Origin of the sequence: Dethiobacter alkaliphilus AHT 1, assembly GCF_000174415.1 — a bacterium.
Lineage (GTDB): Bacteria > Bacillota > Dethiobacteria > Dethiobacterales > Dethiobacteraceae > Dethiobacter > Dethiobacter alkaliphilus.
This window is the reverse complement of record NZ_ACJM01000010.1, coordinates 16,969-40,962: the sequence shown is the minus strand read 5'-3', so window position 1 is coordinate 40,962 and position 23,994 is coordinate 16,969. Positions and strand designations below refer to the sequence as shown.

26 protein-coding genes and 6 tRNA genes are annotated in these 23,994 nt (G+C 50.3%); 22 read left to right on the top strand and 10 right to left on the bottom strand.

The genetic code is table 11. The features are described from left to right. Positions 1-129: 129 nt before the first annotated feature. From speE to DEALDRAFT_RS10145, 3 genes are all read left to right on the top strand, one after another. Complete coding sequence (gene speE, locus DEALDRAFT_RS10155) at positions 130-1,044, top strand: polyamine aminopropyltransferase (protein ID WP_008517196.1); 915 nt, start codon at positions 130-132, stop codon at positions 1,042-1,044. Between the two features lie 18 nt (positions 1,045-1,062). Further along, a complete protein-coding gene (gene ndk, locus DEALDRAFT_RS10150) occupies positions 1,063-1,515 on the top strand; it encodes a nucleoside-diphosphate kinase (protein WP_008517195.1) in 453 nt (150 codons plus the stop codon). 176 nt (positions 1,516-1,691) lie between these two features. Then, entirely contained in the window at positions 1,692-2,141 is a 450-nt protein-coding gene (locus DEALDRAFT_RS10145) for a hypothetical protein (protein WP_008517194.1), read from the top strand. Here the strand turns inward: DEALDRAFT_RS10145 and hemZ are convergent, their stop codons facing one another. Continuing rightward, on the bottom strand, positions 2,142-3,329 hold the full coding sequence (gene hemZ / locus DEALDRAFT_RS10140) for a coproporphyrinogen dehydrogenase HemZ (RefSeq protein ID WP_083798739.1): 1,188 nt from the start codon (positions 3,327-3,329) through the stop codon (positions 2,142-2,144). Positions 3,330-3,410: 81 nt separating this feature from the next. Here hemZ and DEALDRAFT_RS10135 point away from each other — a divergent pair, with 81 nt between their 5' ends. Beyond that, entirely contained in the window at positions 3,411-4,010 is a 600-nt protein-coding gene (locus DEALDRAFT_RS10135; protein WP_008517192.1) for a Uma2 family endonuclease, read from the top strand. A gap of 113 nt (positions 4,011-4,123) precedes the next feature. On the opposite strand, the gene DEALDRAFT_RS10130 is transcribed toward DEALDRAFT_RS10135, so the two are convergent. The 5 genes from DEALDRAFT_RS10130 to DEALDRAFT_RS10110 form a co-directional block, all read right to left on the bottom strand. Next, positions 4,124-4,210: transfer RNA gene (locus DEALDRAFT_RS10130), tRNA-Leu, on the bottom strand. 5 nt (positions 4,211-4,215) lie between these two features. After that, positions 4,216-4,291: transfer RNA gene (locus DEALDRAFT_RS10125), tRNA-Lys, on the bottom strand. A gap of 39 nt (positions 4,292-4,330) precedes the next feature. Then, positions 4,331-4,406 (bottom strand) — tRNA-Gln (locus tag DEALDRAFT_RS10120). Between the two features lie 6 nt (positions 4,407-4,412). Further along, positions 4,413-4,498: transfer RNA gene (locus tag DEALDRAFT_RS10115), tRNA-Tyr, on the bottom strand. Between the two features lie 17 nt (positions 4,499-4,515). After that, positions 4,516-4,591 (bottom strand) — tRNA-Thr (locus tag DEALDRAFT_RS10110). A gap of 143 nt (positions 4,592-4,734) precedes the next feature. Here DEALDRAFT_RS10110 and DEALDRAFT_RS16095 point away from each other — a divergent pair. The 6 genes from DEALDRAFT_RS16095 (at position 4,735) to DEALDRAFT_RS10080 (ending at position 10,899) form a co-directional block, all read left to right on the top strand. Further along, on the top strand, positions 4,735-5,739 hold the full coding sequence (locus DEALDRAFT_RS16095; RefSeq protein WP_008517191.1) for a tetratricopeptide repeat protein: 1,005 nt from the start codon (positions 4,735-4,737) through the stop codon (positions 5,737-5,739). Positions 5,740-5,855: 116 nt separating this feature from the next. Then, on the top strand, positions 5,856-7,100 hold the full coding sequence (locus tag DEALDRAFT_RS10100; protein ID WP_008517190.1) for an adenosylhomocysteinase: 1,245 nt from the start codon (positions 5,856-5,858) through the stop codon (positions 7,098-7,100). 11 nt (positions 7,101-7,111) lie between these two features. Beyond that, positions 7,112-7,900: an S-methyl-5'-thioadenosine phosphorylase gene (gene mtnP, locus DEALDRAFT_RS10095; protein ID WP_008517189.1), complete on the top strand. Its 789-nt coding sequence runs from the start codon at positions 7,112-7,114 to the stop codon at positions 7,898-7,900. 8 nt (positions 7,901-7,908) lie between these two features. Further along, a complete protein-coding gene (gene mtnA, locus DEALDRAFT_RS10090) occupies positions 7,909-8,958 on the top strand; it encodes an S-methyl-5-thioribose-1-phosphate isomerase (RefSeq protein ID WP_008517185.1) in 1,050 nt (349 codons plus the stop codon). Continuing rightward, entirely contained in the window at positions 8,948-9,601 is a 654-nt protein-coding gene (locus DEALDRAFT_RS10085; protein ID WP_008517184.1) for a class II aldolase/adducin family protein, read from the top strand. Before mtnA ends, DEALDRAFT_RS10085 begins: the two co-directional genes overlap by 11 nt. Further along, a complete protein-coding gene (locus DEALDRAFT_RS10080) occupies positions 9,598-10,899 on the top strand; it encodes an amidohydrolase (protein ID WP_008517183.1) in 1,302 nt (433 codons plus the stop codon). Before DEALDRAFT_RS10085 ends, DEALDRAFT_RS10080 begins: the two co-directional genes overlap by 4 nt. 41 nt (positions 10,900-10,940) lie before the next feature. On the opposite strand, the gene DEALDRAFT_RS10075 is transcribed toward DEALDRAFT_RS10080, so the two are convergent. Next, a complete protein-coding gene (locus tag DEALDRAFT_RS10075) occupies positions 10,941-11,486 on the bottom strand; it encodes a YhcN/YlaJ family sporulation lipoprotein (RefSeq protein ID WP_008517181.1) in 546 nt (181 codons plus the stop codon). 136 nt (positions 11,487-11,622) lie between these two features. Here DEALDRAFT_RS10075 and surE point away from each other — a divergent pair, with 136 nt between their 5' ends. From surE to DEALDRAFT_RS10050, 5 genes are all read left to right on the top strand, one after another. Then, on the top strand, positions 11,623-12,387 hold the full coding sequence (gene surE / locus DEALDRAFT_RS10070; RefSeq protein WP_008517180.1) for a 5'/3'-nucleotidase SurE: 765 nt from the start codon (positions 11,623-11,625) through the stop codon (positions 12,385-12,387). Positions 12,388-12,399: 12 nt separating this feature from the next. Beyond that, entirely contained in the window at positions 12,400-13,821 is a 1,422-nt protein-coding gene (locus tag DEALDRAFT_RS10065) for an RtcB family protein (protein ID WP_008517178.1), read from the top strand. Beyond that, the gene (gene deoC, locus DEALDRAFT_RS10060) at positions 13,822-14,484 is read left to right on the top strand and encodes a deoxyribose-phosphate aldolase (RefSeq protein ID WP_008517177.1); all 663 of its coding nucleotides are present in this window, start codon (positions 13,822-13,824) and stop codon (positions 14,482-14,484) included. Positions 14,485-14,488: 4 nt separating this feature from the next. Beyond that, entirely contained in the window at positions 14,489-14,677 is a 189-nt protein-coding gene (gene dmpI, locus DEALDRAFT_RS10055) for a 4-oxalocrotonate tautomerase DmpI (RefSeq protein ID WP_008517175.1), read from the top strand. Between the two features lie 65 nt (positions 14,678-14,742). Next, positions 14,743-15,495, top strand: coding sequence for a hypothetical protein (locus tag DEALDRAFT_RS10050; protein ID WP_008517172.1), 753 nt, complete (start codon positions 14,743-14,745; stop codon positions 15,493-15,495). 43 nt (positions 15,496-15,538) lie between these two features. Here DEALDRAFT_RS10050 and dat read toward each other — a convergent pair whose 3' ends face one another. Continuing rightward, on the bottom strand, positions 15,539-16,375 hold the full coding sequence (gene dat / locus DEALDRAFT_RS10045) for a D-amino-acid transaminase (protein WP_040378884.1): 837 nt from the start codon (positions 16,373-16,375) through the stop codon (positions 15,539-15,541). 139 nt (positions 16,376-16,514) lie between these two features. On the opposite strand from dat, the gene DEALDRAFT_RS16090 reads away from it, so the two are divergent. The 5 genes from DEALDRAFT_RS16090 to DEALDRAFT_RS10020 all read left to right on the top strand — a co-directional run bounded on the left by DEALDRAFT_RS16090 (position 16,515) and on the right by DEALDRAFT_RS10020 (position 21,122). Next, positions 16,515-17,474: a DUF4236 domain-containing protein gene (locus tag DEALDRAFT_RS16090; RefSeq protein ID WP_008517169.1), complete on the top strand. Its 960-nt coding sequence runs from the start codon at positions 16,515-16,517 to the stop codon at positions 17,472-17,474. A 75-nt stretch (positions 17,475-17,549) separates the two neighbouring features. Further along, complete coding sequence (locus DEALDRAFT_RS10035; RefSeq protein ID WP_008517166.1) at positions 17,550-17,750, top strand: hypothetical protein; 201 nt, start codon at positions 17,550-17,552, stop codon at positions 17,748-17,750. Positions 17,751-17,798: 48 nt separating this feature from the next. Further along, entirely contained in the window at positions 17,799-18,611 is an 813-nt protein-coding gene (locus tag DEALDRAFT_RS10030) for an IclR family transcriptional regulator (protein ID WP_008517164.1), read from the top strand. Positions 18,612-18,926: 315 nt separating this feature from the next. Beyond that, positions 18,927-20,567, top strand: a complete 1,641-nt coding sequence (locus DEALDRAFT_RS10025; RefSeq protein WP_008517163.1) for an FMN-binding glutamate synthase family protein — start codon at positions 18,927-18,929, stop codon at positions 20,565-20,567. Between the two features lie 45 nt (positions 20,568-20,612). Beyond that, positions 20,613-21,122: a nucleotidyltransferase domain-containing protein gene (locus DEALDRAFT_RS10020; RefSeq protein WP_008517161.1), complete on the top strand. Its 510-nt coding sequence runs from the start codon at positions 20,613-20,615 to the stop codon at positions 21,120-21,122. Positions 21,123-21,175: 53 nt separating this feature from the next. Here the strand turns inward: DEALDRAFT_RS10020 and DEALDRAFT_RS10015 are convergent, their stop codons facing one another. Then, the gene (locus DEALDRAFT_RS10015) at positions 21,176-21,493 is read right to left on the bottom strand and encodes a hypothetical protein (RefSeq protein WP_008517159.1); all 318 of its coding nucleotides are present in this window, start codon (positions 21,491-21,493) and stop codon (positions 21,176-21,178) included. Between the two features lie 283 nt (positions 21,494-21,776). Continuing rightward, a tRNA-Trp gene (locus DEALDRAFT_RS10010) sits at positions 21,777-21,852 on the bottom strand. A gap of 187 nt (positions 21,853-22,039) precedes the next feature. Here DEALDRAFT_RS10010 and proC point away from each other — a divergent pair. Beyond that, on the top strand, positions 22,040-22,843 hold the full coding sequence (gene proC, locus DEALDRAFT_RS10005; RefSeq protein WP_008517158.1) for a pyrroline-5-carboxylate reductase: 804 nt from the start codon (positions 22,040-22,042) through the stop codon (positions 22,841-22,843). After that, positions 22,844-23,968 (top strand): glutamate 5-kinase, encoded by a 1,125-nt coding sequence (gene proB / locus DEALDRAFT_RS10000; protein WP_008517156.1) that lies wholly within the window; start codon positions 22,844-22,846, stop codon positions 23,966-23,968. Positions 23,969-23,994: the final 26 nt, after the last annotated feature.

Below are 23,994 nucleotides of genomic sequence, written 5' to 3'. Positions count from 1 at the left end.
TAAGCAGCCGTGTTTGATATACATGGCTGCTTTTCTTTTTTTTGCAAAAAACATTGACTTTTGTGTTGTATTTGTTAAAATTTAATTTGATGTCTGTGGACACTTCTAATATAAAGGAGGGTTTTTTGTTTGACTACTCCAACCTGGAAATGGTTCATTGAGTACACCCATCCAACCCAGGCGCACATGCATGGTGTGGAGCAGTTCATTTACAGCGGAAAGACCAAGTACCAGGTGGTTGAGATTATTGATACCGATTTTTACGGCAGATGCCTGGTGTTAGACGGCAAGATTCAATCATCAGAGTACGATGAATATATCTATCACGAAACCTTAATTCATCCGGCCCTCACTCTCCATCCCGAACCTAAAAGCGTGATGATTGTTGGCGGCGGAGAGGGTGCGGTGCTGCGTGAAATCCTCCGCCATCCCAGTGTGGAGAGAATTTTAATGGTGGATATTGACCAGGAAGTGGTGGAGCTCTGTAAAGAGTATCTGCCTGAGTGGAGCCAGGGAGCTTTTAAGAACCCTAAAGTGGAGGTGCGCTTCATGGATGCCCGCAAGTACCTGGAAGATACCGCTGAAACCTTCGATGTTATCTATATGGACTTGCCGGAACCTTTAGATGACGGCCCGGCATATCTTTTGTTTACCCAAGAGTTTTACCAGGTGGTTTCAAAGCGGCTTACAGATAACGGGGTTATTGCCCTGCAGGCCGGTTCGTTTAATCCCCGTCTTCTGGAGTGCCATGCAGCGGTATGCAATACTTTGGCCACAGCCTTTCCCGTTGTTTGCTCCTACGCTTCCTTTATCCCATCATACGATGCGACCTGGGGTTTTGCTGTGGCGGCAAAAAGCCTGAATCCCCTGGCCATCTCTGCAGAAGAGGTGGACAAGCGTCTCAGTGACAGAAAGATCACAGAACTTAAATACTATGACGGTGAAACACACATTTCCATGTTTGCGGTTCCCAAGGATGTGCGGACTGCAAAAAACGAGGAAAAAAGAATTATCGCCGATGACCGGCCGTTAATTACATACTAAACTACGAGGAGTGTTAAAATGGAAAGAACATATGTTATGGTTAAACCCGATGGGGTGCAGCGTAATCTGGCTGGTGAAATCATCAGCCGCTTTGAGAAAAAAGGTTTTCAACTGGTAGGCCTGAAACTGATGCAGATTACACCGGAGTTGGCCGGCAAGCATTATGGTGAGCATGAAGGAAAACCCTTCTATGGTGAGCTCATCGACTTTATCACCTCCGGCCCCGTTGTGGCCATGGTCTGGCAGGGCCAAAACGTTGTTTCTGTAATCCGTAATATGATGGGTAAGACCAATCCTGCCGAAGCGGCACCGGGAACCATCCGTGGCGATTATGCCGTATTTATGGGTAACAACGTGGTACACGGCTCCGACTCCCCCGAAAGTGCGGAGCGTGAGATTAACCTGTTCTTCTCCCCCGAAGAGCTGGTGGATTACAAAAAAGCTACAGACTTTTGGCTGTACGGCAAATAGATAACAAGAAAGGTGCTCTCTTTCGGTTTCCTCAGCGCGCGCCTTTCAGCACTGCTTACCTTAGCAGCTTCGCTATCTGCGAAGCTTATAATTTCCAAGCAGTAAAAAAAAGCGCCGGTCTCCGGCGCTTTTGTGTTATACTGATATTATTCCAGATAAGACGGAGGAAGACAGCAATGAAAAAGCTTGCCTTTTTATCCCTCATTTTAGTACTGTTTGCGGCCGGCTGCAGCCGATCCTTTGATAAAAATGCGGCGGGGTATGTAAGCAGTCCCACATCCATGCAGTTCTTTCTTGAAGATAATTTGTCAGTGACGGTAAAAGACAAAGACAGTATTCAAAATGTGATGGCTGTTTTAAATGAAGTGGAAGTTAACAAGCTGACGGTGGAAGAGTCAAACCAAATTGTTATGCAGGGCCAACTTCTGGAAGCCACCGAAATGCGTTTCCGTGACCGCCAGGGTAAGGTGTTCCGGGCCTATTTGCTCTCAGACGGCTCCCTTTTGGTGATGGAAGGGGACATTAACCAGGGAGGAAAGCAGCGAGATGTCTTTCTCTCCGCTCCCAATCAGCAAGAACTCTACAATGAAATCCAGGCCAGCATCATGACGCAAATGAAAAACTAATTAGCCCGGCAGTTCAGCCTGGCGGCCGATGACCATATCTTTAACCCGTTCTATGTAGATGCGGACGTCTTTGGGGTTGGAAAGGTTCATGAACGTGCCGTCGGACCGGATGATTTTGCTTGTGGCGCCGCCGCCCAGACCGAAGATGTGGTGGCGCTCTTCAATCATGACGATATTATAGACACATTCATATCCCGGTAGGCAAAAGCCGATATTCTCCTGTCCGCCAAGGATGTCCCGTTGGCGGTACAGGTAATACGGCTTATATTTTTTTTCCAGCATCTCTGTGGCCATGCGGTGGATAGCCGCCACTTCAGCATCAGCGGGCAACGTAAATTGCCGACGGTCTTCACTGAAGCGGGAGGCCCGCTTAGGTGAGAAGACATGCAGGGTAATGTTTTCCGGAGCAAGGGCCATGATTTGCTCCATGCTTTCTCTTACCATCAGGGCATCCTCGCCGGGAAGCCCCACAATTAAATCCATATTCAGCACCGGGATTTTTGCCTGTTTAACCTTTCTTGCAGCCCGGTCCACATCCTCTGCACTGTGGCAGCGGCCAATTAACTCCAGAGTTTTACCATGCATGGTCTGCGGATTAACGCTAACCCGGCTCACCTGATGGTGGCTTAAAACCGCCAAGTGTTCATCGGTCAGGGTGTCGGCTCTGCCGGCCTCCACCGTGAATTCCCGCAAGACGCCGGGAAATGCTTCCCGCAGCGCCGACAATACCCGCTTTAAATCCGTAGGGGAGAGAGCGGTAGGTGTGCCGCCGCCTACATAAACAGTGTAGGGATTCAATTTATACTTAGCCGCCATTTTGGCGGTTTCTTCAATTTCCCACAACAGGGTGTCCACAAATTGGCCCCGCAGTTTTCCCAGTTCTTTTAAAGAGTGGGAGGGAAAGGAGCAGTACAAGCAGCGTGTCGGACAAAATGGAATGCCCACATAAACGCTAAACAAACCGGGGCGGGAGCTTTCTGACAGGATGGGCCGCTCCACCTCCGCCACCCGCCACAACAGGTCGAACTTTTCTTTGCTGATTCCATGCTTGCTGTGCATATATTCAAATGCGGCTTCATAGTCAAAGCCTTTATCAAGCAGAGTATGTAGTTGTTTTGCGGGCCTGACACCTACCATGCGGCCCCAGGGTTTATTGGTCACAGAAAACACCTCGCCTGTATTATACATCAAGTTTGCAAAAACCCAATATAGGAAGCAGTTACTTTATTATGGTATAATGAAGAAAAAATCTGACAGGGAGTGGTGGCCATGACTAAGGACAAACCTTCCAAGCCAGATAACAGAATTAAAGAACAACCGGTGACATACGATGATTATGCCCGTCTGCCCGATGACGGCATCCGTTACGAAATAAATAACGGGCGGCTGGAAGCTATGACGCCGGGGCCCAATGCGGTGCATCAGTTTGTTGTGCAGCAAATAGAGCATCGCATGCTTCAAAAATGTGCCAGTGATTTTATTGTAATTTCGTCTCCCATTGATGTTATCCTGTCCGAGACAGAGGTAAGACAGCCAGATATTGTGATGATTCGCCGCGACAGGCTGTCCATAATCACCAAACGGGGTATTGAAGGTCCGCCTGATTTGGTGGTGGAAGTGTTATCACCGTTTTCTGCCAAGCGTGATAGGCAGCAAAAGTTGCATGCTTATGCAAAGTATGCAATTCCGGAGTACTGGATAGTAGATGTAAATAATGAGTTGCTGGAGCTATATGTACTGACAAAAGAACAGTATACGTTACAGGAAGTTTATTTTGAAGATGAACCTGTTGTGTCTAAACAAATTCCCTGCATCTCGTTTACCATGCAGGAGATAATAGAGAGCATTCCTGAACTGCCCAATTTCTGATTGGGTTGTTTTTTTGCCTGTTTGTTGGAGAAGATAAGAAAAGCTCGCGTTATAATTTCAACCAGTATAAGAAAAGCAAAAAACCGAGGTTATTAACCTCGGTTTAATTGACATGGTGCGAGAGGGGGGATTTGAACCCCCACACGCGTAATGCGCACTAGATCCTGAATCTAGCGTGTCTGCCGTTCCACCACTCTCGCATAAGTGGTGAGCCATGATGGGCTCGAACCATCGACACCCTGATTAAAAGTCAGGTGCTCTACCAACTGAGCTAATGGCTCCGATAAAAGAAAGGTGGCTTGGCCACCTGATTTGGTAAGTGGCTGGGGCGGCAGGACTCGAACCTACGCATGCGGGAGTCAAAGTCCCGTGCCTTACCGACTTGGCTACGCCCCAGTATAGTGGTGGAGAGGACAGGATTCGAACCTGTGAAGTCTGAGACAACAGATTTACAGTCTGCCCCCTTTGGCCAACTTGGGTACCTCTCCACAAAAAGTATTGAATTTGGAGCCGGCGATGGGACTCGAACCCGCAACCTACTGATTACAAGTCAGTTGCTCTGCCAATTGAGCTACGCCGGCATCGCCGTCAGCGACAATACATAGTCTAACATATTTTTTGGGGCAAGTCAACACTTCGACAAGCGAATTTTGATATGTATGTTTTTCCTGTAAATTGTGAAATCCTAGGGAAGTAGACTGGCTTAAGGAGGCATTTAATATTTATGAAGGAAAGTGAATTCACCAAGATTATTGCAGACCTGGAGCGTGTGGAGAAAGAACTGAAAACTGTGGGCAACAATAAGGAAAAACGCCAGATGTGCTACGACAGGTTGCTGGAGTTGCGCAAACGTATGGACCGTTATGTGGAGTACTGGCTGTTGTTTGAAGAAAAGATTAACGACCTGCAGGAACGCTATGATTTCTTTTTACCCGATGAATTGCCGGAATCGTTTCTGCATGCCTTTGACAATATCATGCCCTCAAAAGAGGATTATGAAGAAAAACTTACTTCAGAAGAAATTGGCAGAGAAAAGAGGGGAGTTAAACCATTGCTGTTACAGGCAGATAATGAAGCGTGCATACGCTCGTTCCGTCGTGGCCTGGGCTTTTTGGAGTTGGCCATGATGGACGAAGCAATTAAGGAATTTAGGGCGGTTATCAGTCAGGAACCTGATTTGATGCTTCCGCACCTGTGCCTGGGTGTGGCCTATGCGGAACGGGGGATGGGAGATGAGGCTATGCGGGAGCTTCGCCTGGTGCAGGCCCTTACCGATGATCCCCAAACCGGCGCCATTATCCATAATGCCATGGGCAATATCTATGCCGACCGGGAAGAGTATCAACTGGCGCTGGAAGAGTTTAAAAAAGTTGTGGAGTTGGATCCGGAATTCAGCGTAGCCTATTTTAACCTGGGTGCGGTTTATTATAATTTAAAACAATACCAAAACAGTGTGGCTGCCTTTGAGGCGGTAAAGGATAAATTCCCCCGGGACTGGGAGCTCTATTTCTACCTGGGCAAAGCTTTTAAAAAGCTGGGCAATGAGGAGCAGGCGCTGGTCAATCTGCTCAAATCTTCACACTTGGCTCATCAGGAACCCTTTGTGGCTTTTGAGCTGGGACTGCTTTATGATAAATTGGGTGAAACCCGCAAAGCGCTGGAGTGTTACTACCGCGCCCGACGTCTCTACCAGGAACTGGAAGGCAGGGAAATGCCGGTAGATAATTAATTCATATCCACTGCAGGAAAATTAAGCCGGATTGCAGAAAGTGTAATTTTGGGATAACACTTCTGCCAATGCAAAGTGTTTAATTTGCTGCAGTACAAAAGGAGGCGCTACATTCATTGAGTACTATCCGTAATCAAAGCCTGGCTCCCGAGGGGAAATTGAAAATCAACTGGGTAAAAGAGCATATGCCGGTGCTAAATGAGCTGGCCAGAGAATTTCGTGAGACAAAACCCTTTGCCGGACTGCGGGTGGCTATCTGCCTGCATTTGGAAGCCAAGACTGCTTATATGGCTAAAGTGGTGCAGGAAAGCGGTGCACAGGTAACCATTACCGGCAGTAACCCTTTGTCTACTCAGGATGATGTGGCAGCGGCCCTGGTGGAAGACGGCCTCACCGTTCATTCCTGGTACAATGCTACAGATGAGGAGTATGAAGATCACTTACATAAAACCATGCAGAGTGAGCCGCATCTGATTATTGATGACGGCGGTGACCTGGTGGCCATGCTCCACTCCCAGTATCCTCAGATGATTGAGAATGTGCGGGGCGGTGCCGAGGAGACCACCACCGGGCTGATTCGCCTGAGGGCCATGGCGGCTGACGGTGAACTAAAGATTCCCATGATGGCTGTAAACGATGCCTTCTGTAAATATCTCTTTGATAACCGCTATGGTACCGGCCAGTCTGTCTGGGACGGCATTATGCGGGCCACCAACCTGGTGGTGGCGGGCAAAACTGTGGTGGTAATCGGCTATGGCTGGTGCGGAAAAGGTGTAGCCATGCGTGCCCGCGGCCTGGGTGCACGGGTAATTGTCTGTGAGGTGGATCCGGTTAAAGCGGTGGAAGCCATTATGGACGGCAATTCAGTGATGCCCATGCTGGATGCGGCGGCGGAAGGAGACATTTTTGTCACCGTAACAGGCTGTCGTGATGCCATCACCAAGGAGCATTATGAAAATATGAAGGACGGCGCCATTTTGTGCAATGCCGGCCATTTTGATCTGGAAATCGATAAGCGCCCCTTGGAAGAGTTGGCCGAAAACAAGCGGCTGGCGCGCAAAAATGTGGAAGCTTATGAGTTTAACGGTAAAACCATTTATCTCATCGCCGAAGGCCGCCTGGTAAACCTGGCGGCGGCGGATGGCCACCCGGCGGAAATTATGGATATGAGTTTTGCTCTTCAGGTGGAAGCGCTGCATTACTTAAACAGTAATCACGGCAAGCTGCCCAACGATGTGCTGACCCTGCCGCAGGCGGTGGATGATAAAGTGGCCCGGCGCAAACTGGCGGCCATGGGTGTTTCCATCGATACCTTGTCTAAAGCGCAGGAATGCTATCTGACCAGCTGGAAGGCCGAATAGGGGGTAGAATGATGAGTATTGAACTGGCAATTATCGGCGGCACCGGAGTCTATGACCCCAAGCTGCTGGAAGATGTACAGACGTTGGAAATAGATACCCGCTACGGCAGGGCACTGTTGACCCAGGGTAAATATCAAGGCAGGGAAGTTGTCTTTTTGGCCCGCCACGGCACAAAGCACGGTACTCCGCCCCATAATGTTAATTACCGGGCCAATATTGCTGCGTTGGTGAAGCTGGGCGTCAAACGGGTGGTGGCCACCGCTGCGGTGGGCTCCCTGAATGAAAAAATGCCTCCCGGTGCCATGATTCTTTTAGGTCAGTTTCTGGACTTTACCAAGGCGCGGGAAGCAACATTCTTTGACGGCGGCGAAGCCGGCGTGGTACATACAGATTTTACAGCTCCATACTGCCCGCAGTTAAACGGCAATCTGCTGGCCGCTGCAAATCAGGCAGGACTGGAACTTTTGCAGGACGGAGTATATGTCTGTACCGAAGGCCCCCGGTTCGAATCGGCGGCGGAGATTCGCATGTATCAGAAACTGGGCGGAGATTTGGTGGGAATGACCAATGTGCCGGAAGTGGTGCTGGCCCGGGAAGCGGGCCTCTGTTACAGCACCGTTGCTTTATCCACCAACTTTGGTGCAGGGATTTCACCTACCGTCCTTACTCATGAGGAAGTTCTGGAAGTGATGGCAGAGAATGTGGAAAAAGTAAGGCGCCTTCTGATGGAGTTAATACCTAACCTGGCTGACCACAGAGATTGTGATTGTGAGAAGCTGGGCAGTGAAATTCTGCTATAGGAGAAATTATGGACCCAATACGTTTTGAATACGGCGTTGTTTTTTTGTTGGATCAGCGGCTGCTGCCGGTGGAAGTTAAATATATGGAATGTAAAAGCTGGCAGGAAGTGGCTGCCGGCATCAGGGATATGGTGGTACGCGGCGCTCCGGCCATTGGAGCCTCCGCGGCTTTTGGCATGGCGCTGGCGGCTAAACAGTGGTCCTCGGTGGACAGTGAGCGCTTTTTTGCCGGACTGGAAGAAGCGGCCAAAGGGTTGAAGGCCACCCGTCCCACCGCTGTAAATCTGGCCTGGGCGGTGGAGAGAATGCTTAATGTGGCCAGGACGCAAAGGGGAGTGGCGCCCCGGGAAATCGCAGACATTCTCGATGCGGAAGCCAGGCGGATTGCCCAAGAAGATATTGCCGTTAACAAAAAAATAGGGGATTTCGGCGCCGGGCTGATTAATGATAAAGCCCGCATTCTCACCCACTGTAATGCGGGAGCACTGGCTACGGTGGGCTATGGTACCGCCCTGGGAGTTATCCGCAGAGCCGTGGCCCACGGCAAAGAGGTGCACGTATTTGCCGATGAAACCCGCCCCTATCTGCAGGGCGCCCGTTTAACGGCCTGGGAGCTGCACCGCGATGAAATTCCCGTTACCGTCATCGCCGACAATATGGCAGGTTTCTTAATGAAGCAGGGAAAGATCGACGTTGTCATCGTGGGAGCGGACCGAATTGCGGCCAATGGTGATGTGGCTAATAAAATCGGTACCTACTCGGTGGCGGTTTTGGCCGCCGCCCATAATATTCCCTTTTACGTGGCGGCGCCGTACTCCACCTTTGACCTTGCCATAAAAAGCGGTGAGCAGATTCCCATTGAAGAACGATGTGAAACGGAAATTACCCACTTCGCCGGCAGGCGCATTGCGCCGGAGGGCATCGGCTGCTATAACCCGTCCTTTGATGTTACACCAGCTAATTTGATTACAGCCATTATTACCGAGTTTGGTGTTATTGAAAAGCCCGATGAAGAACGGGTCAGGCAGTTTTTTGCGGAGGCCGGTCATGAAGCTTAGAGGGGAAATGCTGGCCACAATCCAACAGATGTGCCGCGATAATCTGGTGCTGGGTACCTGGGGTAATGTCTCGGTTCGAGACGGCGAGAATCATTTCCTCATTACTCCCAGCGGCATGGAGTATAGTCAGCTTACAGCAGAAGATCTGGTCCGCATGGATTTTGGCGGTAGCGCCGACGGTCGCTGGAAACCCTCTTCTGAATGGCGCCTGCATGCTGCCCTTTTTCAGGGCAGAGAAGATATCGGCGCCATTGTTCATACTCACAGTGTCCATGCCACCGCCTTTGCCGTGGCCCGCATGCCTGTCCCGGCGGTGGTGGAAGATCTGGTGCAGGTTGCCGGAGGTAGCGTGGATGTGGCCGCCTATACCATGCCGGGCACAGAAGAGTTGGCCCAAAACGCTCTGCAGGCTTTGGGCAGCAAAAGTGCCGTGCTTTTGGCAAGCCATGGGCTGGTGGGCGTGGCTCGCACCCTGCCGGAGGCACTGAAGGTCTGCCAGATTGTGGAGAAGACGGCACAGGCGGCACTACTGGCCCGCCTGCTGGGTCCGGTTCATGAACTAAGCGATGAAGATATTTCCGCCATGCGCAGTTTTTATCTCACATCGTACGGACCGGAAAAACGGGAGGAGGAAATAGAATGAAAACATTAATACGCGGGGCCACCGTTGTTACCGCCAACGAACAGGATACCATCATACCCGATGCGGATGTGGTGGTTGATAATAATATTATTTCGTACGTGGGCCCAAAAAAAGAATGGGTAGAAGATTTTGCTAAAGTTATCAATGGCCGCGGCAAGTTGGTTGCCCCCGGTTTTGTCAATGCCCACGGCCACGCCGCCATGTCGCTATTGCGTTCCCTGGCCGACGATGTGCCGCTGATGTACTGGCTGGAAAAAAGAATCTGGCCGGTGGAAGCAAAACTAAAGAGGGAAGACGTTTATTGGGGAACCATGCTGGCCATTTTGGAGATGATTAAAGGCGGCACCACCACCTTTACCGATATGTACTTCTTTATGGACCAGGTGGCTGAAGCCACAGAAGAAACGGGTATCCGTGCAGTGCTGGCCAGAGGACTGGTGGGTATCGGCCATATGTCGGAGCAGGGTCTGGAAGAAAGCCAACAGTTTGTGGAGAACTGGCAGGGAGGAGCCGACGGGCGAATCTCCACCATGCTTGGCCCCCATGCCCCTTATACCTGTCCTCCGGATTACTTAAAAAGGGTGCTGGCTCTGCAGGAGAAACTGGATGTTCCCGTTCAGATTCACTTATGCGAAACCCGGGACGAGGTGGACCGTATCCAAAAAGAGCATGGCGTCACACCGGTGGAATTGGTAAGAGACACCGGCCTGTTTCAGGCACCTGTAATAGCAGCCCATTGTGTGCATCTCACCGTTGATGATATTGATATTTTACGGGAGTTTGATGTGCGCGTGGCCCACAACCCAGGCAGCAATCTGAAGCTGGGCAGCGGCATTTCTCCGGTGCCGGATTTGCTTAAGCGCGGTATTACCGTGGGTCTGGGCACCGATGGAGCGGCCAGTAACAACAACCTGGACATGATGGAGGAAATGCGCCTGGCGGCGCTTCTGCATAAGGGCAGCCGCATGGATCCCACCGCCATTACCGCCCGACAAGCTTTGGCCATGGGGACAAGGGAGAGCGCACAGGCCCTGTTTTTAGAAGATGTGGGGACCATTGAAGCAGGCATGAAGGCAGATCTGATAATGATGGACCTGCAAAAACCCCATCTGACTCCCCAACATGATTTGGTGGCCCATCTGGTATATGCGGCTCAACCGTCGGATATAACATTGGTGATGGTAAACGGCCGGATTCTTATGGAGGACGGTAACCTAACCACCATGGATGAAGAAAAAATTCTTTTCCAGGCTCAGCAGCGGGCTCTGCATTTAGTTGAGGAAAAAGAGGACGATTAATAGTAAAAGCCTGGCTTCTGCCAGGCTTTATATCATCGGTTTTAGTTTTCGTTGGTTTCAGCACGCATCCGCTGCAGCACTTCGGTGATCTGGTCAAAGAAGGTGGAAATAGGCTCACCGCGCTGGATGCCGGCGGAGATCTCCTCCAGCTGGCGGATAATATCCGGATCGGCGGAAACATAGGCATTAACAATGCCGGGCTCCCGATCTTCAATGGTACTGGATACCTCCTGCTTTATTTCCACTTCGCGGCCTTCTGCACCATCTTCCAGGGTAATCCCCACCATGGCCAGGTTGGAAATGACAACTACCACAGCGTCGTCCACGCCTTCCACATCGGTGGCAATGTCTGCTACGCGGTTGGCCAGATCCATAGCATCAGGGCCCGGTTGGTCCGGTTGGGGACGCGTTGGGTCTTGATTGGGCCGCCGGATATCCTGTGGGTCCTGCCGGGTCTCCGGTGGCGGTTGTTGGTCCGGGGCGGGTCTGGGCTCCGGTGCGGGACGCTGAAATGGCGGGCAACCGCTGAGTATCAGCGACATAGCCAGGAGAATACTAAGTAAGATTAACAGACGTTTACTTTTCATAATTTCACCTCCTTGTTGGCTATAGTTTTTGAGTAAGGAGAGTTTTTATACTCTTGGGTTCATGGCTTAAATTGACACCGTTTCCTGCATAAACTATAATCAAATAGGAAGGTTTAACCAGTGGAGGGACAAAAACGTGCGAATTCTACTTACTAATGATGACGGCATTTTTGCCGAAGGTCTGCAAGTTTTGGCCAGAGAAATTGAAAAAATTGCCGAAACTTCTGTGGTGGCACCGGATCATGAGCAGAGTGCCACAGGACATGCCATTACCATGCACCGTCCAATCCGGGCGGAGCGCGTTAAATATTTACATTCGCCGGAGCTGCCCACCTACGCGGTAAACGGCACCCCGGCCGACTGCGTCAAGCTTGCCGTGGAGGCGATTTTGCCCCACCGACCCGACTTGGTTATTTCGGGAATCAACCGCGGCGCCAATCTGGGAACAGACGTGCTCTATTCAGGTACGGTGTCTGCCGCCATTGAAGGGGTAATTTTGGGTATTCCGGCCATTGCCGTAAGTCTTGCCGAATACAAAAATCCCCGCTATGAGTACGCGGCGGAATTTATTGCCCGCCTGGCCAAGGTGGTCACTGCACATGGTGCCGGCAGCGACACACTGTTGAATGTAAATGTTCCCGGCTGTGACCGGGAGAAGATGCAGGGCGTGGCCGTAACCAAGCTGGGCGTACGTCAGTACAAAAACGCTTTTGAAAAACGTACGGATCCCCGGGGGCGGACCTATTACTGGCTGGCCGGCCAGCTGGTGGATGTTGAACACGAAAAAGACACCGATGTGGCCGCAATCAATGCCTGTAAAATTTCCATTACTCCCATTCAGCATGACCTGACTAATTATGCCTTGATTGATAACCTGCGGGAATGGAGCTTTGAACTTTAATGGGGTGGTACCATGCCAAAACTGACCAAAACGGGGCACAACCGATATTTGCTGCCAAGAACAGGCGCAATGCAGGTGGATGCCCTGCTTTTTTTAAACGACGCCTTGCGCAGTCAACTGGCAGAAAACTCCGTGGAACTGCAGCAGCTTTGTGATGCCGCTGCTTTGCCCGGGGTATTTGGGCCGGTGGTGGGAATGCCCGACATTCATGCCGGCTTTGGCCTGCCCATCGGCGGTATCATGGCTACCCGGGCCCACGGCGGCGTGGTTTCAGCCGGTGCGGTGGGTATGGACATCAATTGCGGAGTCCGCCTCTTGGCCACCAAGATTCCGGCAGATATTCTGGACAAGCCCACGCTTCGCGCCCTGATGCAGGCCATAGAAAAGCGTATTCCCGCCGGAGTGGGCGGCAAGTCCCGGCACCACCGGCTGTGCAGGGAAGGTTTGGAGGACGCGCTTACCCACGGAGCCCGCGGTTTGGTATCCAAGGGATACGGCATTAGGGCGGACCTGGACCGCTGCGAAGAAAGCGGTTGCCTGTCCGGTGCCCAAACTGCTGCAGTGTCTGCCAAAGCATTACAGCGGGCCGCACAGCTTTCTACCCTGGGCGGCGGCAATCACTTTTTGGAAATGGGAATCGTGGAAATAATAGAAGATGAATCAGCGGCCAACACCTTTGGCCTGGAAAAAGGCATGCTCACCGTTTTAATCCATACCGGAAGCCGCGGTTTCGGACATCAAATCTGTACCGATTATACTGAGATAATGTTTAAGGCAGCAAAAAACTATGGAATTCATCTGCCCGGCAAAGGCCTGGCCGCCTGTCCCACAGACTCACCGGAAGGCAGCAATTATCTGGCCGCCATGGCCTGTGCGGTTAACTTTGCCTTTGCCAACCGGCAGCTAATCACCTTTGATATCCGGGAAGCATTTCAGGAGGTGCTGGGTGAAACCGACCTGGCCGTGGTCTATGATGTGGCCCATAACATTGCCAAATTTGAAGAGCATTTTGGAGAAAAACTGTTAGTACATCGCAAAGGTGCCACCAGGGCACTACCGCCGGGACATGGGGAAAATCCGGTCTGTTACGTTGCAACGGGCCATCCCGCCATTGTTCCCGGCAGCATGAACTCGCCCTCATATGTACTCACAGGCACAGAAGCGGCAAAAGAGTCATTCTGTTCCGTAAACCACGGCGCCGGCCGGGTAATGTCCCGCAGCGCCGCAAAAAAACATATCAGCCGGGAACAATTTATGTCTTCGGTGGGTGATGTGCTGCTAAATACCCGCAACTATAAACAGCTTTTGGATGAAGCGCCGCCGGCGTATAAAAACATAAACGATGTGGTGGATACTTTGGCCGATATCGGTCTGACAAAAATAACAGCCCGCCTGCAGCCGCTGGCGGTAATCAAGGGTCAGGGGGACGACTAGATGATGGAAGTAACCAGCTTTGCAGCCACAATAGACCATACTAACCTTAAGCCGGAAGCCACCCGGGATGATATAGCCATGCTCTGTGCTGAAGCAGATAAGCACCGCTTTGCAGCTGTTTGCATCAATCCCTGGCATGTGCCCTATGCCGCCCGCCTGCTGGAAGAATCCACGGTAAAAGTGGCGGTGGTTGCCGGGTTCCCTCTGGGAGCAACCACAACGGCCACCAAGGCATTTGAAGCGGGGGAGGCGGTGCAAAACGGCGCCCGGGAAGTTGATTTGGTCATCAATGTTGCCGCCTTAAAAGAGGGACGCGCCCGCATGGTGGGTGAAGAAATAAGTCGGGTACGTGCCTCTATAGAGGGTGCGTATTTAAAAGTTATTTTGGAAACAGCGCTTTTGGAAGCGGAGGAGAAACGACTGGCCGCACGTATCGCTGCAGACTGCGGCGCTGATATGCTAAAGACTTCCACCGGTTTTTTTGGCGGCGCCACAGAAGATGATGTGGCCCTGTTAAAAGAAGTTGCTCCGCACCTGGGTATAAAGGCATCGGGTGGAATCCGCGATGCTGAATTTGCCCTGCTCTTATTGGCCGCCGGAGCCACCCGTCTGGGAACCAGCTCCGCTGTAAAGATTATTACTGAACTACAGGACAGGAGGTAAGCAGATGCCCACAATTTTTTTCTATGGTCCCAAACTGGAGAAGGATAAGAAAAAAGAACTGATTAAATCGTTTACCGAGAGTGCCAGCCGGGCCACCGGCCTGCCGGAGCAAGCTTTTGTAATTTACCTGCGTGAAGCAGATAAGGAAGATGTCGGCGTCGGCGGCGAACTGCTTTCTGAGAAAATAAGGTAATCAGGTTCTATTGTCAACATCCCACACATAAGATGAACAGAAATGCTTAGACGGGGATGGTGACAATGAGACAGGCTCCATTAGGTTTCCGGGAAAAATATCAGTTCTTCTTGCAACCAATGCCGATACTGGTATTGGCCGCTGTATTGGTGGTTGTGGCGTTGATTTTTGTTGTGTCCGCGCCGGAAAAGGAAGTGCCTCTGACATTGGAGGAATTGTTGGTAACAAAAATGTCACTGGCGGCGGAAAAAAACACTTACAGCCTGGTGGTGGAAGAAAGCGGCCCGGGTTACTCCCTGCGCTTCACCGGCCAGGTGGCAGAAGGTAACGTATATGGTAACATTGCCGCCTATGATCTGGAAATTTTCTCAGACCAAAATAAATATTTTGTCCGTGGCGAGGATCTGTTTGAGGAATGGGAAGAGATGGGCGAGGCCGAACTGGGCGCTTTATCCGCTGTTGTCCATGAGCCCCTGGAGCTTTTGGAAACGCTTCTGGTTGCAGAAGATGTTGTAGTTGAAGAAGGACCCAGGCGCATGGTGGATAATGTTGAATGCCAGACCTACTTTGTGGAGGTTCCACCACCGGAGCTGCACTTGTTGACACGCTTTGATAACGAAGACGCCCAACTCAACAAACTGCGACTATATCTCTGGTATAATGAAGAAGATGAGTTCCTCTACAGAATGGCGGTCCTGCTTAGTGTTACCGTGGATGATGAGACGGTTGAAATTAACCGTATCTACAATATGCACCCCGATGCCCCCGCAATTCCCCAGGATGTTCCCAATCCCGATAAGGACTATCTGCCTATATAACATGAAAAGTGCCTTCACTGGAAGGCACTTTTCATGTTAACTGTTATTTTAATAAGTCTGCAAACAGGTCCATTAAGCGCCGGGTAATCTTACCCGGTTTCCCGTTGCCCACCGGCTGGCCGTCAACTGTGGTTACCGGTGTTACATCGGAGCGGGTATTGGTGATGATCACTTCATCCGCCGCTGTTAATTCTTCTTTGGAGATAAACCTCTCCGCCACCGGAATGTTATCCTTTAGTGCAAGCTCTAAAACAGCCTGGCGGGTTATTCCCGGTAGAATCCACGGTCCAAGGGGTGTGGTGGTGAGCACACCGTCAATAACTGTGAGAACGCTGCTGCTGGTGGATTCGGTAATACCCCGTTCACTGTAGAGAATGGCGTCATCCACACCGGCTTTAATGGCTTTCTGTTTGGCCAGAATATTGGCCAGGAGATTTAGGGACTTAATGTCGCAGCGCTTCCAGCGCTCGTCGGGCAAAAGCAGTACCGCCATACCCTCTTCATATAACGACTGGGGAACCGGAGGCATTTCCCGCGCCACAATAAAAAAGTTTGGGGTGCAGTCATCAGGAAACTGGTGGATGCGGTGTGCAGCCCCCCGGGTCAGCTGCAGGTAAATCCCGCCGTACTGCAGCCCATTGGTATCTATTAACTTATCAATTATTGCCCCTATCTTTTCATCGGAGTACGGAACCGTCAATTCCAGTTCCGACGCACTATAGCGCAGTCGATCCAAATGCTCCTGCGTCATAAGCACTTTGCCGTTATGTACCTTAAAAAACTCATAAACCCCGTCACCAAACAATGTGCCGCGATCTTCAATATTCAGACATGCATCTTCAGCGGCCATGTATTTTCCATTTACAAAAGCGTTTGTCACTTATTTTGCCTGCCTTTCCAAACTTTTTATTCATTTATATTTCTTGGCGGCGTACATATTTCCTGCAAAAAAGGATTCCACAGCCACGCTGAAGTATTGTATACTGATAAGGATAAGTCCTGTTTTAAGGGGGATATTGATGGGAATTCGTTTTCGCAGAAGTGTGAGGATTGCCAAAGGTGTCAGGCTTAATGTAAGCAAAAGCGGTGTAGGAATCAGCGGCGGTGTAAAGGGAGCCAGAATCGGTGTGGGTCCCAGAGGCGCTTATCGTTCCCTGGGTATTCCCGGCACCGGCATCTATGCCTTTGATTATATCGGTAAAAAGAAGCAGAAAAGTGCCGGGGCCAGACCGAAGCAAGCGGTGGCAACTGTGCAAAAGGCGCCGGTGCCAAGCGAGTTTTCCCTGCCCAAATACCCGGCAGCCATTCTCGTTTTATCCTTAATACTATTGTTTTTGTTCCCGCCGCTGGGAGTTCTGGGGCTAATTATTTATATTATAACCTGGGTAAATTTAAAGAAAACGCCGGAATACCAGGGTTTTCAGCTGGTGGCCGCTGCTGAGGCGGCCCTGAAAAAAGGCCTGCCCCAGGAGGCGGCTCAGAATTATAAAGCGGCCCTGGAGCTAAAACCTGCCGCCGGTAGCCTGTATCAGCGAATTGCCGATCTTTATTATGATGCCGAAGATTTCTCCCAGGCTGTCACGGCCTACCATAAATATCTGCAGCATAACCCAAACGACCATTCAGTTAAGCCCCGGTATGCCATAGCGCTGGCCGCAGAAAAGAGGCCTGAGGAGGCCATTACCGTTCTACAGGGGTTGCCGTCGGAAATGAAAGAGCATGTGCAAATTATTACCATGCTGGGCACCTTTTTTCTGGATGCGGGGCAGCCGGAAACGGCTCTCAATGTATTGCGGCAGGGACCTACCCGTAAAAGGAAGTTGGATGATGATTTACTCCTGTTTTTCTACACCCTGGGGATGGCCTATAAGGAAAATGGCGATGATAAAAGAGCAGCCGCCCAGTGGCAGAAAGTTTCTGCCGTTGATATGAACTATTTGGATGTGAAAGAGCAGCTGTCGGTGCTGGATAAACTCTAAAAAAGGAAAATAGCAGTTTATGGCGAAATCTTAGAAAGAATCTCAGCACGAGGCAACGAGAAGGGAGAACAGATTATGTTTTACTATGTAGACTGTCCGGAATGCAATAAAGACATGAGCCATAAAGCCGAAACAGATAACCTGGATAAAGGCCCTATTTACTGTGCACATTGTGAAACCCCTCTGCGCCTGCAGTACGGGGAAAACTTTGATGAAGAGATGGGCGAAAGTATGGGCATGTTTTGGTTTATAAAATGGGAAGAAGAGGAAAAATAGTTGGTATATGTGTCATGGTTATATAACCATGTCTTTTAGGAGGTTACCATGGAACAAGTGGGTGTAGATAAGAGTCAGGCGGATGGAAATATAGTTCAATCGGTGGAGCGGGCTCTCACCCTGCTGGAAATCCTGGCAGATGAGGGAGCGCCCATGGCCATTACCGATATTGCAGAAAAAGTAAACCTAAAAATAAGCACGGTGCATCGCTTGTTAGGAACGCTGATTTATAAAGGGTATGTGGAAAAAGAGCCGGAAACGGCCAAATATAAACTGAGCCTGAAACTGATGAGTATCGGTCAGTCATCAGTGTATCCATTGGACTTGCGCTCCAAGGCGCGTCCTTATCTGGAAGAGTTGGTTAAGCGCTGCAACGAAACGGCTAACCTTAGTATTCTCGACGGTGGTGAAGTGGTCTATATTGACCAGGTGGAGTCCACCAATATTGTTATTGTAAAAATGTTTTCCACCATCGGCAGTCGCCGGCAGGCTCACTGCACCGGATCCGGCAAAGTAATGCTGGCACACCTTCCCGCCAATGAGCTGGAAAAAACACTGGCAACCATGGAGTTGAAACGGTACACCAACGAAACCATCACCGATGTGGAAATACTAAGAAAAGAACTGGAGAGGGTTCGCAAGCAGGGTTATGCCCTGGACATGGGGGAGCGTGAACGGGAAATGCGCTGTGTTGCCGCTCCCGTCAGAAAGCATGACGGAGAAGTTATTGCCGCCATAAGTGTTTCCGGGCCCAGCAGCAGAATCACCTCCTATTACCTAAACAACGAACTAATTGAAATTGTACAGGATGTGGCAGAAAAACTTTCCATGTCTTTAAGTTGGGACGGCAAAACGCTCTAATTGCATGTTGGACAGGCAAAAGAGAGACTCAGGCACAACGCCGGGTCTTTTTTTTGTGCGAAAAAAACGAAAACCATTTCCAAATTAACGCTTATTTTATGGCAAAACAACAACTTTAGCCTGAAATGAAGCACAAAATTCCGCATAGTGAAATCATATTCCATTGACAGAAAAAAGAAGGCGCTGTTATAATAAGAATACAAGCAAAACGGAAATAAAAACCGCAATGTGGAATCACTGCGGGCCAAAAAGCATCATTTGTGCTTTATTTGGTGGAAAAGAGTTCCGAAATAAGTTGATTTGGGAGGAGATTTTATGAGCTTCAGTAGAGGATTAAACGCCAGTAAAGCGACTTTCACAAAGAACAGAACACCGGATAGTGTGTCGCCTTTCAGCGGTTTATGTACCACATGTCTGGAAGGGTGTCCCGGACTGTGCGAGGTGGGTAAATCAGCCTTTCGCGGCAGGGAGGTTCTCTACCCCCAACCCTATGGCACAACCACATTCGCATCGGAGAAAGATTATCCCGTAGATTTTTCACACTTTAATATCATGGGAACCGCCGTGGGGGCACAGGGTATTGAAGCCGACAGTGATAAAGCGATTTTCCCGGCTGCAAGTGTGGAGAGTAAAGTGGGTGTGGAAAATCCCATTAAATTGAAGGTCCCCTTTGTAGTTCCGGGTTTGGGCTCCACCAAGGTTGCCGCCGATAACTGGGAGGACCTGGCCGCCGGTTGTGCAATCTCCGGAGCAATTCTTACCATCGGTGAAAACGTCTGTGGTATGGATCCGGAAAGTGTCTTTAAAAACGGCAAAGTTGTCCATTCTCCCAATCTGAAAAAAAGAGTGCAAAACTTCCGGGACTGGCAGGATGGCTATGGTGAAATTGTAGTCCAGTCCAATGTGGAAGATACCAAGCTGGGTGTGCTGGAGTACGCCATTGGTGAGTTGGGCGTTAAGGCTGTGGAACTGAAATGGGGCCAGGGCGCCAAAAACATCGGGGGCGAAGTAAAGGTCCGCACACTGGAGGAAGCTCTAACTCTGAAAAAGCGCGGGTATGTGGTCTATCCCGATCCGGAAGACCTCTATGTCCAGGAGCTGTTTAAGGCCGGTTCCTTCAAAGAGTTCGAACGTCATTCCCGCGTAGGCATGGTTACCGAAGAATCCTTCTTGGCCAGGGTTGACGAGCTGCGTAATTTAGGTGCGGAATATGTATTCCTGAAAACAGGAGCTTATCGTCCCGCCGACTTGGCCCGGGCCGTAAAGTATTCTTCCAAAGCCAGAATTGATATGCTTACCATCGATGGTGCCGGCGGCGGTACAGGAATGAGCCCCTGGCGCATGATGAATGAATGGGGTGTTCCCACCGTTTATCTTCAGTCCCTGCTCTATAATTACCTGGAGCGCATCAGGAAGCAGGGTGAGTTTATTCCTAATATCTGCGTGGCAGGGGGCTTTAGCCTGGAAGATCACATCTACAAAGGATTTGCCCTGGCCGCACCATATGTCAATGCCATCGGGATGGCCCGTGCGCCATTGACTGCAGTGATGGTGGGTAAAACCATGTGTTCAGCCTGTGACGACGGTAAAGTTCCGGCAGACGTGGCCAAAAAGTACGGTACCAGCCGTGAACAGGTGTTTAATTCCCTGCACAAACTTAAAGGTATCTATGGCAACGACATCAATAAAATCCCCGCCGGCGCGTTGGGCCTTTACACCTACTTTGATCGTCTGCAAACCGGCATGCAGCAGTTGATGTGCGGCTCCCGTAAGTTTGCCCTGGAATATATAACACGGGATGACCTGGTCTGTCTGACCCGGGAAGCAGCGGATGTGAGCGGCATTCCCTTTATAATGGATGCGGACAATGAAGAAGCCGACAGAATCCTAAGCCGCAGCTCCAGTGCAGAAACTTACTCCTTTGAACAATACAAACGTCCCGCCAGTTCAAAATAGCAGACATTGCCCTCTGAAGAATGATTTTCGCAGGGAGGGTTCCTTATGGAAAGAATGGATCATCAGGCCAACATCATGGAAATCATGGCTGAAGCCGTACGGTTTGGCTGTCGCAAGGAACAGCTTGCAGAAGAGCAGTTTCTAAAAAAACTCCTGACCGGAGATGTTAATGCGCACAGTAGGCTGCGGTATGCTTTGGCCAAAGGGATCTCCAGGTATCTGGGCAGTATGGACGATAACCTGGAAAGTGTGTACGTTTATGGCTCCACCATGAACGACAATGCAGGCTTTAGCTCCGATATAGACTTAATAGTTAAAGTTAAGTCCAAAAACGGAAAAACCCGCCGGGCCTTTGAAATCCTGGACTCTTTCCTGCGCATCAGCTACAAAATACTCTTGGCTGATGATGAGCTACCGATAAAATGTATGCTGGATGTACAGTTAGTGGATCAAAGAGATATTGAGCAAAAAATAAATTACGGCAGTGTCATTTCCTCTCACAATATCGTTCCTGTTAAGGTCTGGAGCCGTGAAACGGCTACAGTTCCTGCATAACAACTGAATACGCCGCTAAAGCAAAAAGGGAAGCGATTTCGCTTCCCTTTTTGTTATCTTACACAACTTGCCAATCTCCAAGCTTTGTTGACGTTGATGATTACTCCGGTGGGTTCTACAAAAAATATTTCCGCATCTTCATCACAGATGTTAATATACCTGGATAGCTGCCTGTATTCATCATCCCCGTAATTTGTTACAGGATTGCCGCTGATATAGTAGAATTTATGATATAATAGCCCATCGTATGCTCCGCCGTTAACAATGTAGCTTTTGACACGATGAACACTATCTGCATTGCCTGATACAATAATGATTTCCTGGTCGTCAAACAACCGGTCCCTGTCAGTGTTAATCTCCTCGACTTTCACAATTTTCACCTCCATTTAGTAAATCTATACGAACCACCAAAACAGCCTAGAACCTTAAAAGGTGACGATATTCACAAACTCTTCTTAACTTTATCTTAGGATGCCTGTAGCCCACTGTCAAGGCATTGGGACCCTTAATAATTAAATTATCTAAAAATTAGAAAAATTCTGCTCTCCACTCCCTATTCCCCTATAACCATAGTATATCGCCGGATATTTATTCCATAAAAAAAATCACCGTCTTATCACATAGATAAAACGGTGATTCACTGATTTTTGTAATTGGCAGGGGAGACAGGACTTGAACCCGCAACCAATGGATTTGGAGTCCACTACTCTACCAATTGAGCTACTCCCCTGCGCTGCATAGTCTATTGTAGCTTATCTAAAGCGGTTTGTCAAACATTTCTCTATGGCAGATCTGGCAAAAAATGCAGGCTTTTCGAGTATGGATTTACAGGGCGTAGCTTTTTTCTTGAAAAAGGGTAGGGGGTATAATAGAATAGATAATATATCTATTTAAGAGGAATGCCGGAGGTGAGGCAAATGCAGGACAAGATTGGATTTATTGGACTGGGAGCCATGGGTGGTGCGCTGCTTGAGGGATTGCTGGCGGGTGGCGTGGAGCCGGAACGGATTGTGGCTTCCGATACATTGGAGACAAAGCTTAGGGAAGCGGCAGAAAAACACGGCTTAAAAGCCATGCCTGATGTCCGCAGTGTGGCTGAGGCAGCCAGAGTGATTTTTGTAGCGGTGAAGCCTCAGGATATGAAGACATTATTAAAAGAGATTGCGCCGGTGATGAAGGACGGACAGGTTGTGGTGTCTGTGGCGGCCGGCGTTTCCATTCATGATATTGAGAAGCGCTTCGACCGGGAAGTGGGCGTTATCCGGGTGATGCCTAATACACCGTGTTTGGTGGGTGAAGGAGCCATGGCGGCCAGCGGTGGTAAGTATGTAAGTGATGATGATTTACATATGGTGGTCTCCTGGTTGGAGACTTTGGGTATTGTCCGGACTGTGCCGGAGAAGTTGATGGATGCCGTCACCGGTGTGAGCGGCAGCGGTCCTGCATATGTGTACTTAATGATTGAAGCTTTGGCTGATGGTGGAGTGCTAAACGGGCTGCCCAGGGCCATGGCTTTGGAATTGGCGGCACAGACCGTTTTAGGTGCGGCCAGAATGGTGATGGAGACGGGTGAGCATCCGGCTGTTCTGCGGGAGATGGTTACCTCTCCCGGCGGGACCACCGCGCAAGCTTTGTTTACCCTGGAAGATAACGGCTTCCCCGCTGCGGTGCAGAAAGCTGTCAGCGCTGCGGCCCAAAAGTCGAAGGAGCTGGGAAAGTAAATGGACCAGCGGGAGAGTTTAAAGAAAGCGCAGACCGTGGTGGTGAAGGTGGGAACCCGTACCTTGACCCATGCCACGGGCAAGCTTAATCTGCGTTATATGGAAAAGCTGGTGCGGGAGTTGGCCGATTTGGCCAACCAGGGCCGGCATGTGGTGCTGGTCTCCTCCGGCGCTGTGGGTGCGGGAATCGGCAAGCTGGGGTTGGAGCAAAAGCCGCAGAGTATTCCGGAAAAGCAGGCTGTGGCCGCTGTGGGGCAAGGCCTTTTAATTCAGATGTATGAGAAGCTGTTTGCCGAATATGGGCTTGTGGTGGCTCAGGTGCTTCTGACGCGGGATGATTTTAATGACCGCAAGCGTTATCTGAACTCGCGCAACGCTTTGCTGGCCTTGCTGAAGTTTGGCGTGGTGCCTGTAATTAATGAAAATGACACGGTGGCTGTGGAAGAGATTGAGTTTGGGGATAATGACAGTTTGTCGGCGCTGGTGGCCAGTATTATTGGTGCGGACCTGCTGGTGCTGTTAACCGATACCGGTGGTTTGTACTCGGCAAATCCCAAGCTGGATGATAATGCACAGCGTTTAAGTGTGGTGGAGCAAATTACTCCGGAAATACGCCAGTTGGCCGGGGAGACATGTGAGTCACTGGCCACCGGTGGTATGGTTACCAAGCTGATGGCCGGGGAGATGGCGGCAAAGTCCGGCATCCCCATGGTTATTGCCAACGGCTCTGAGGCAGATGTCTTGCCGCGGATTCTGGACGGGGAAGATGTGGGGACGCTGTTTTGTGCCCGGGACAAATGCCTGGAGAGCCGTAAACGCTGGATTGCATATGGGCAGACGGCACACGGTCGCCTGATTGTGGATAGTGGGGCGAAAAAGGCGCTATTGGAATACGGCAAGAGTTTGCTCCCCAGTGGGATCCTGGAGGTAATGGGGGATTTTGAGCAGGGAGAAATGGTGGCCATTGAGGACCATTGCGGTAACGAATTTGCACGGGGACTGGTTAATTACAACTCCGGTGAATTGCAAAGGATTAAGGGGCTGCGGACGGAAAAAGCTGCTGAGGTGCTGCAGAGAACCTGCAGTGAGGCGGTACACAGAAATAATATGGTTGTTAATTCCTAAAAGCGGGCCGGGAAAGGGAGGTTTGT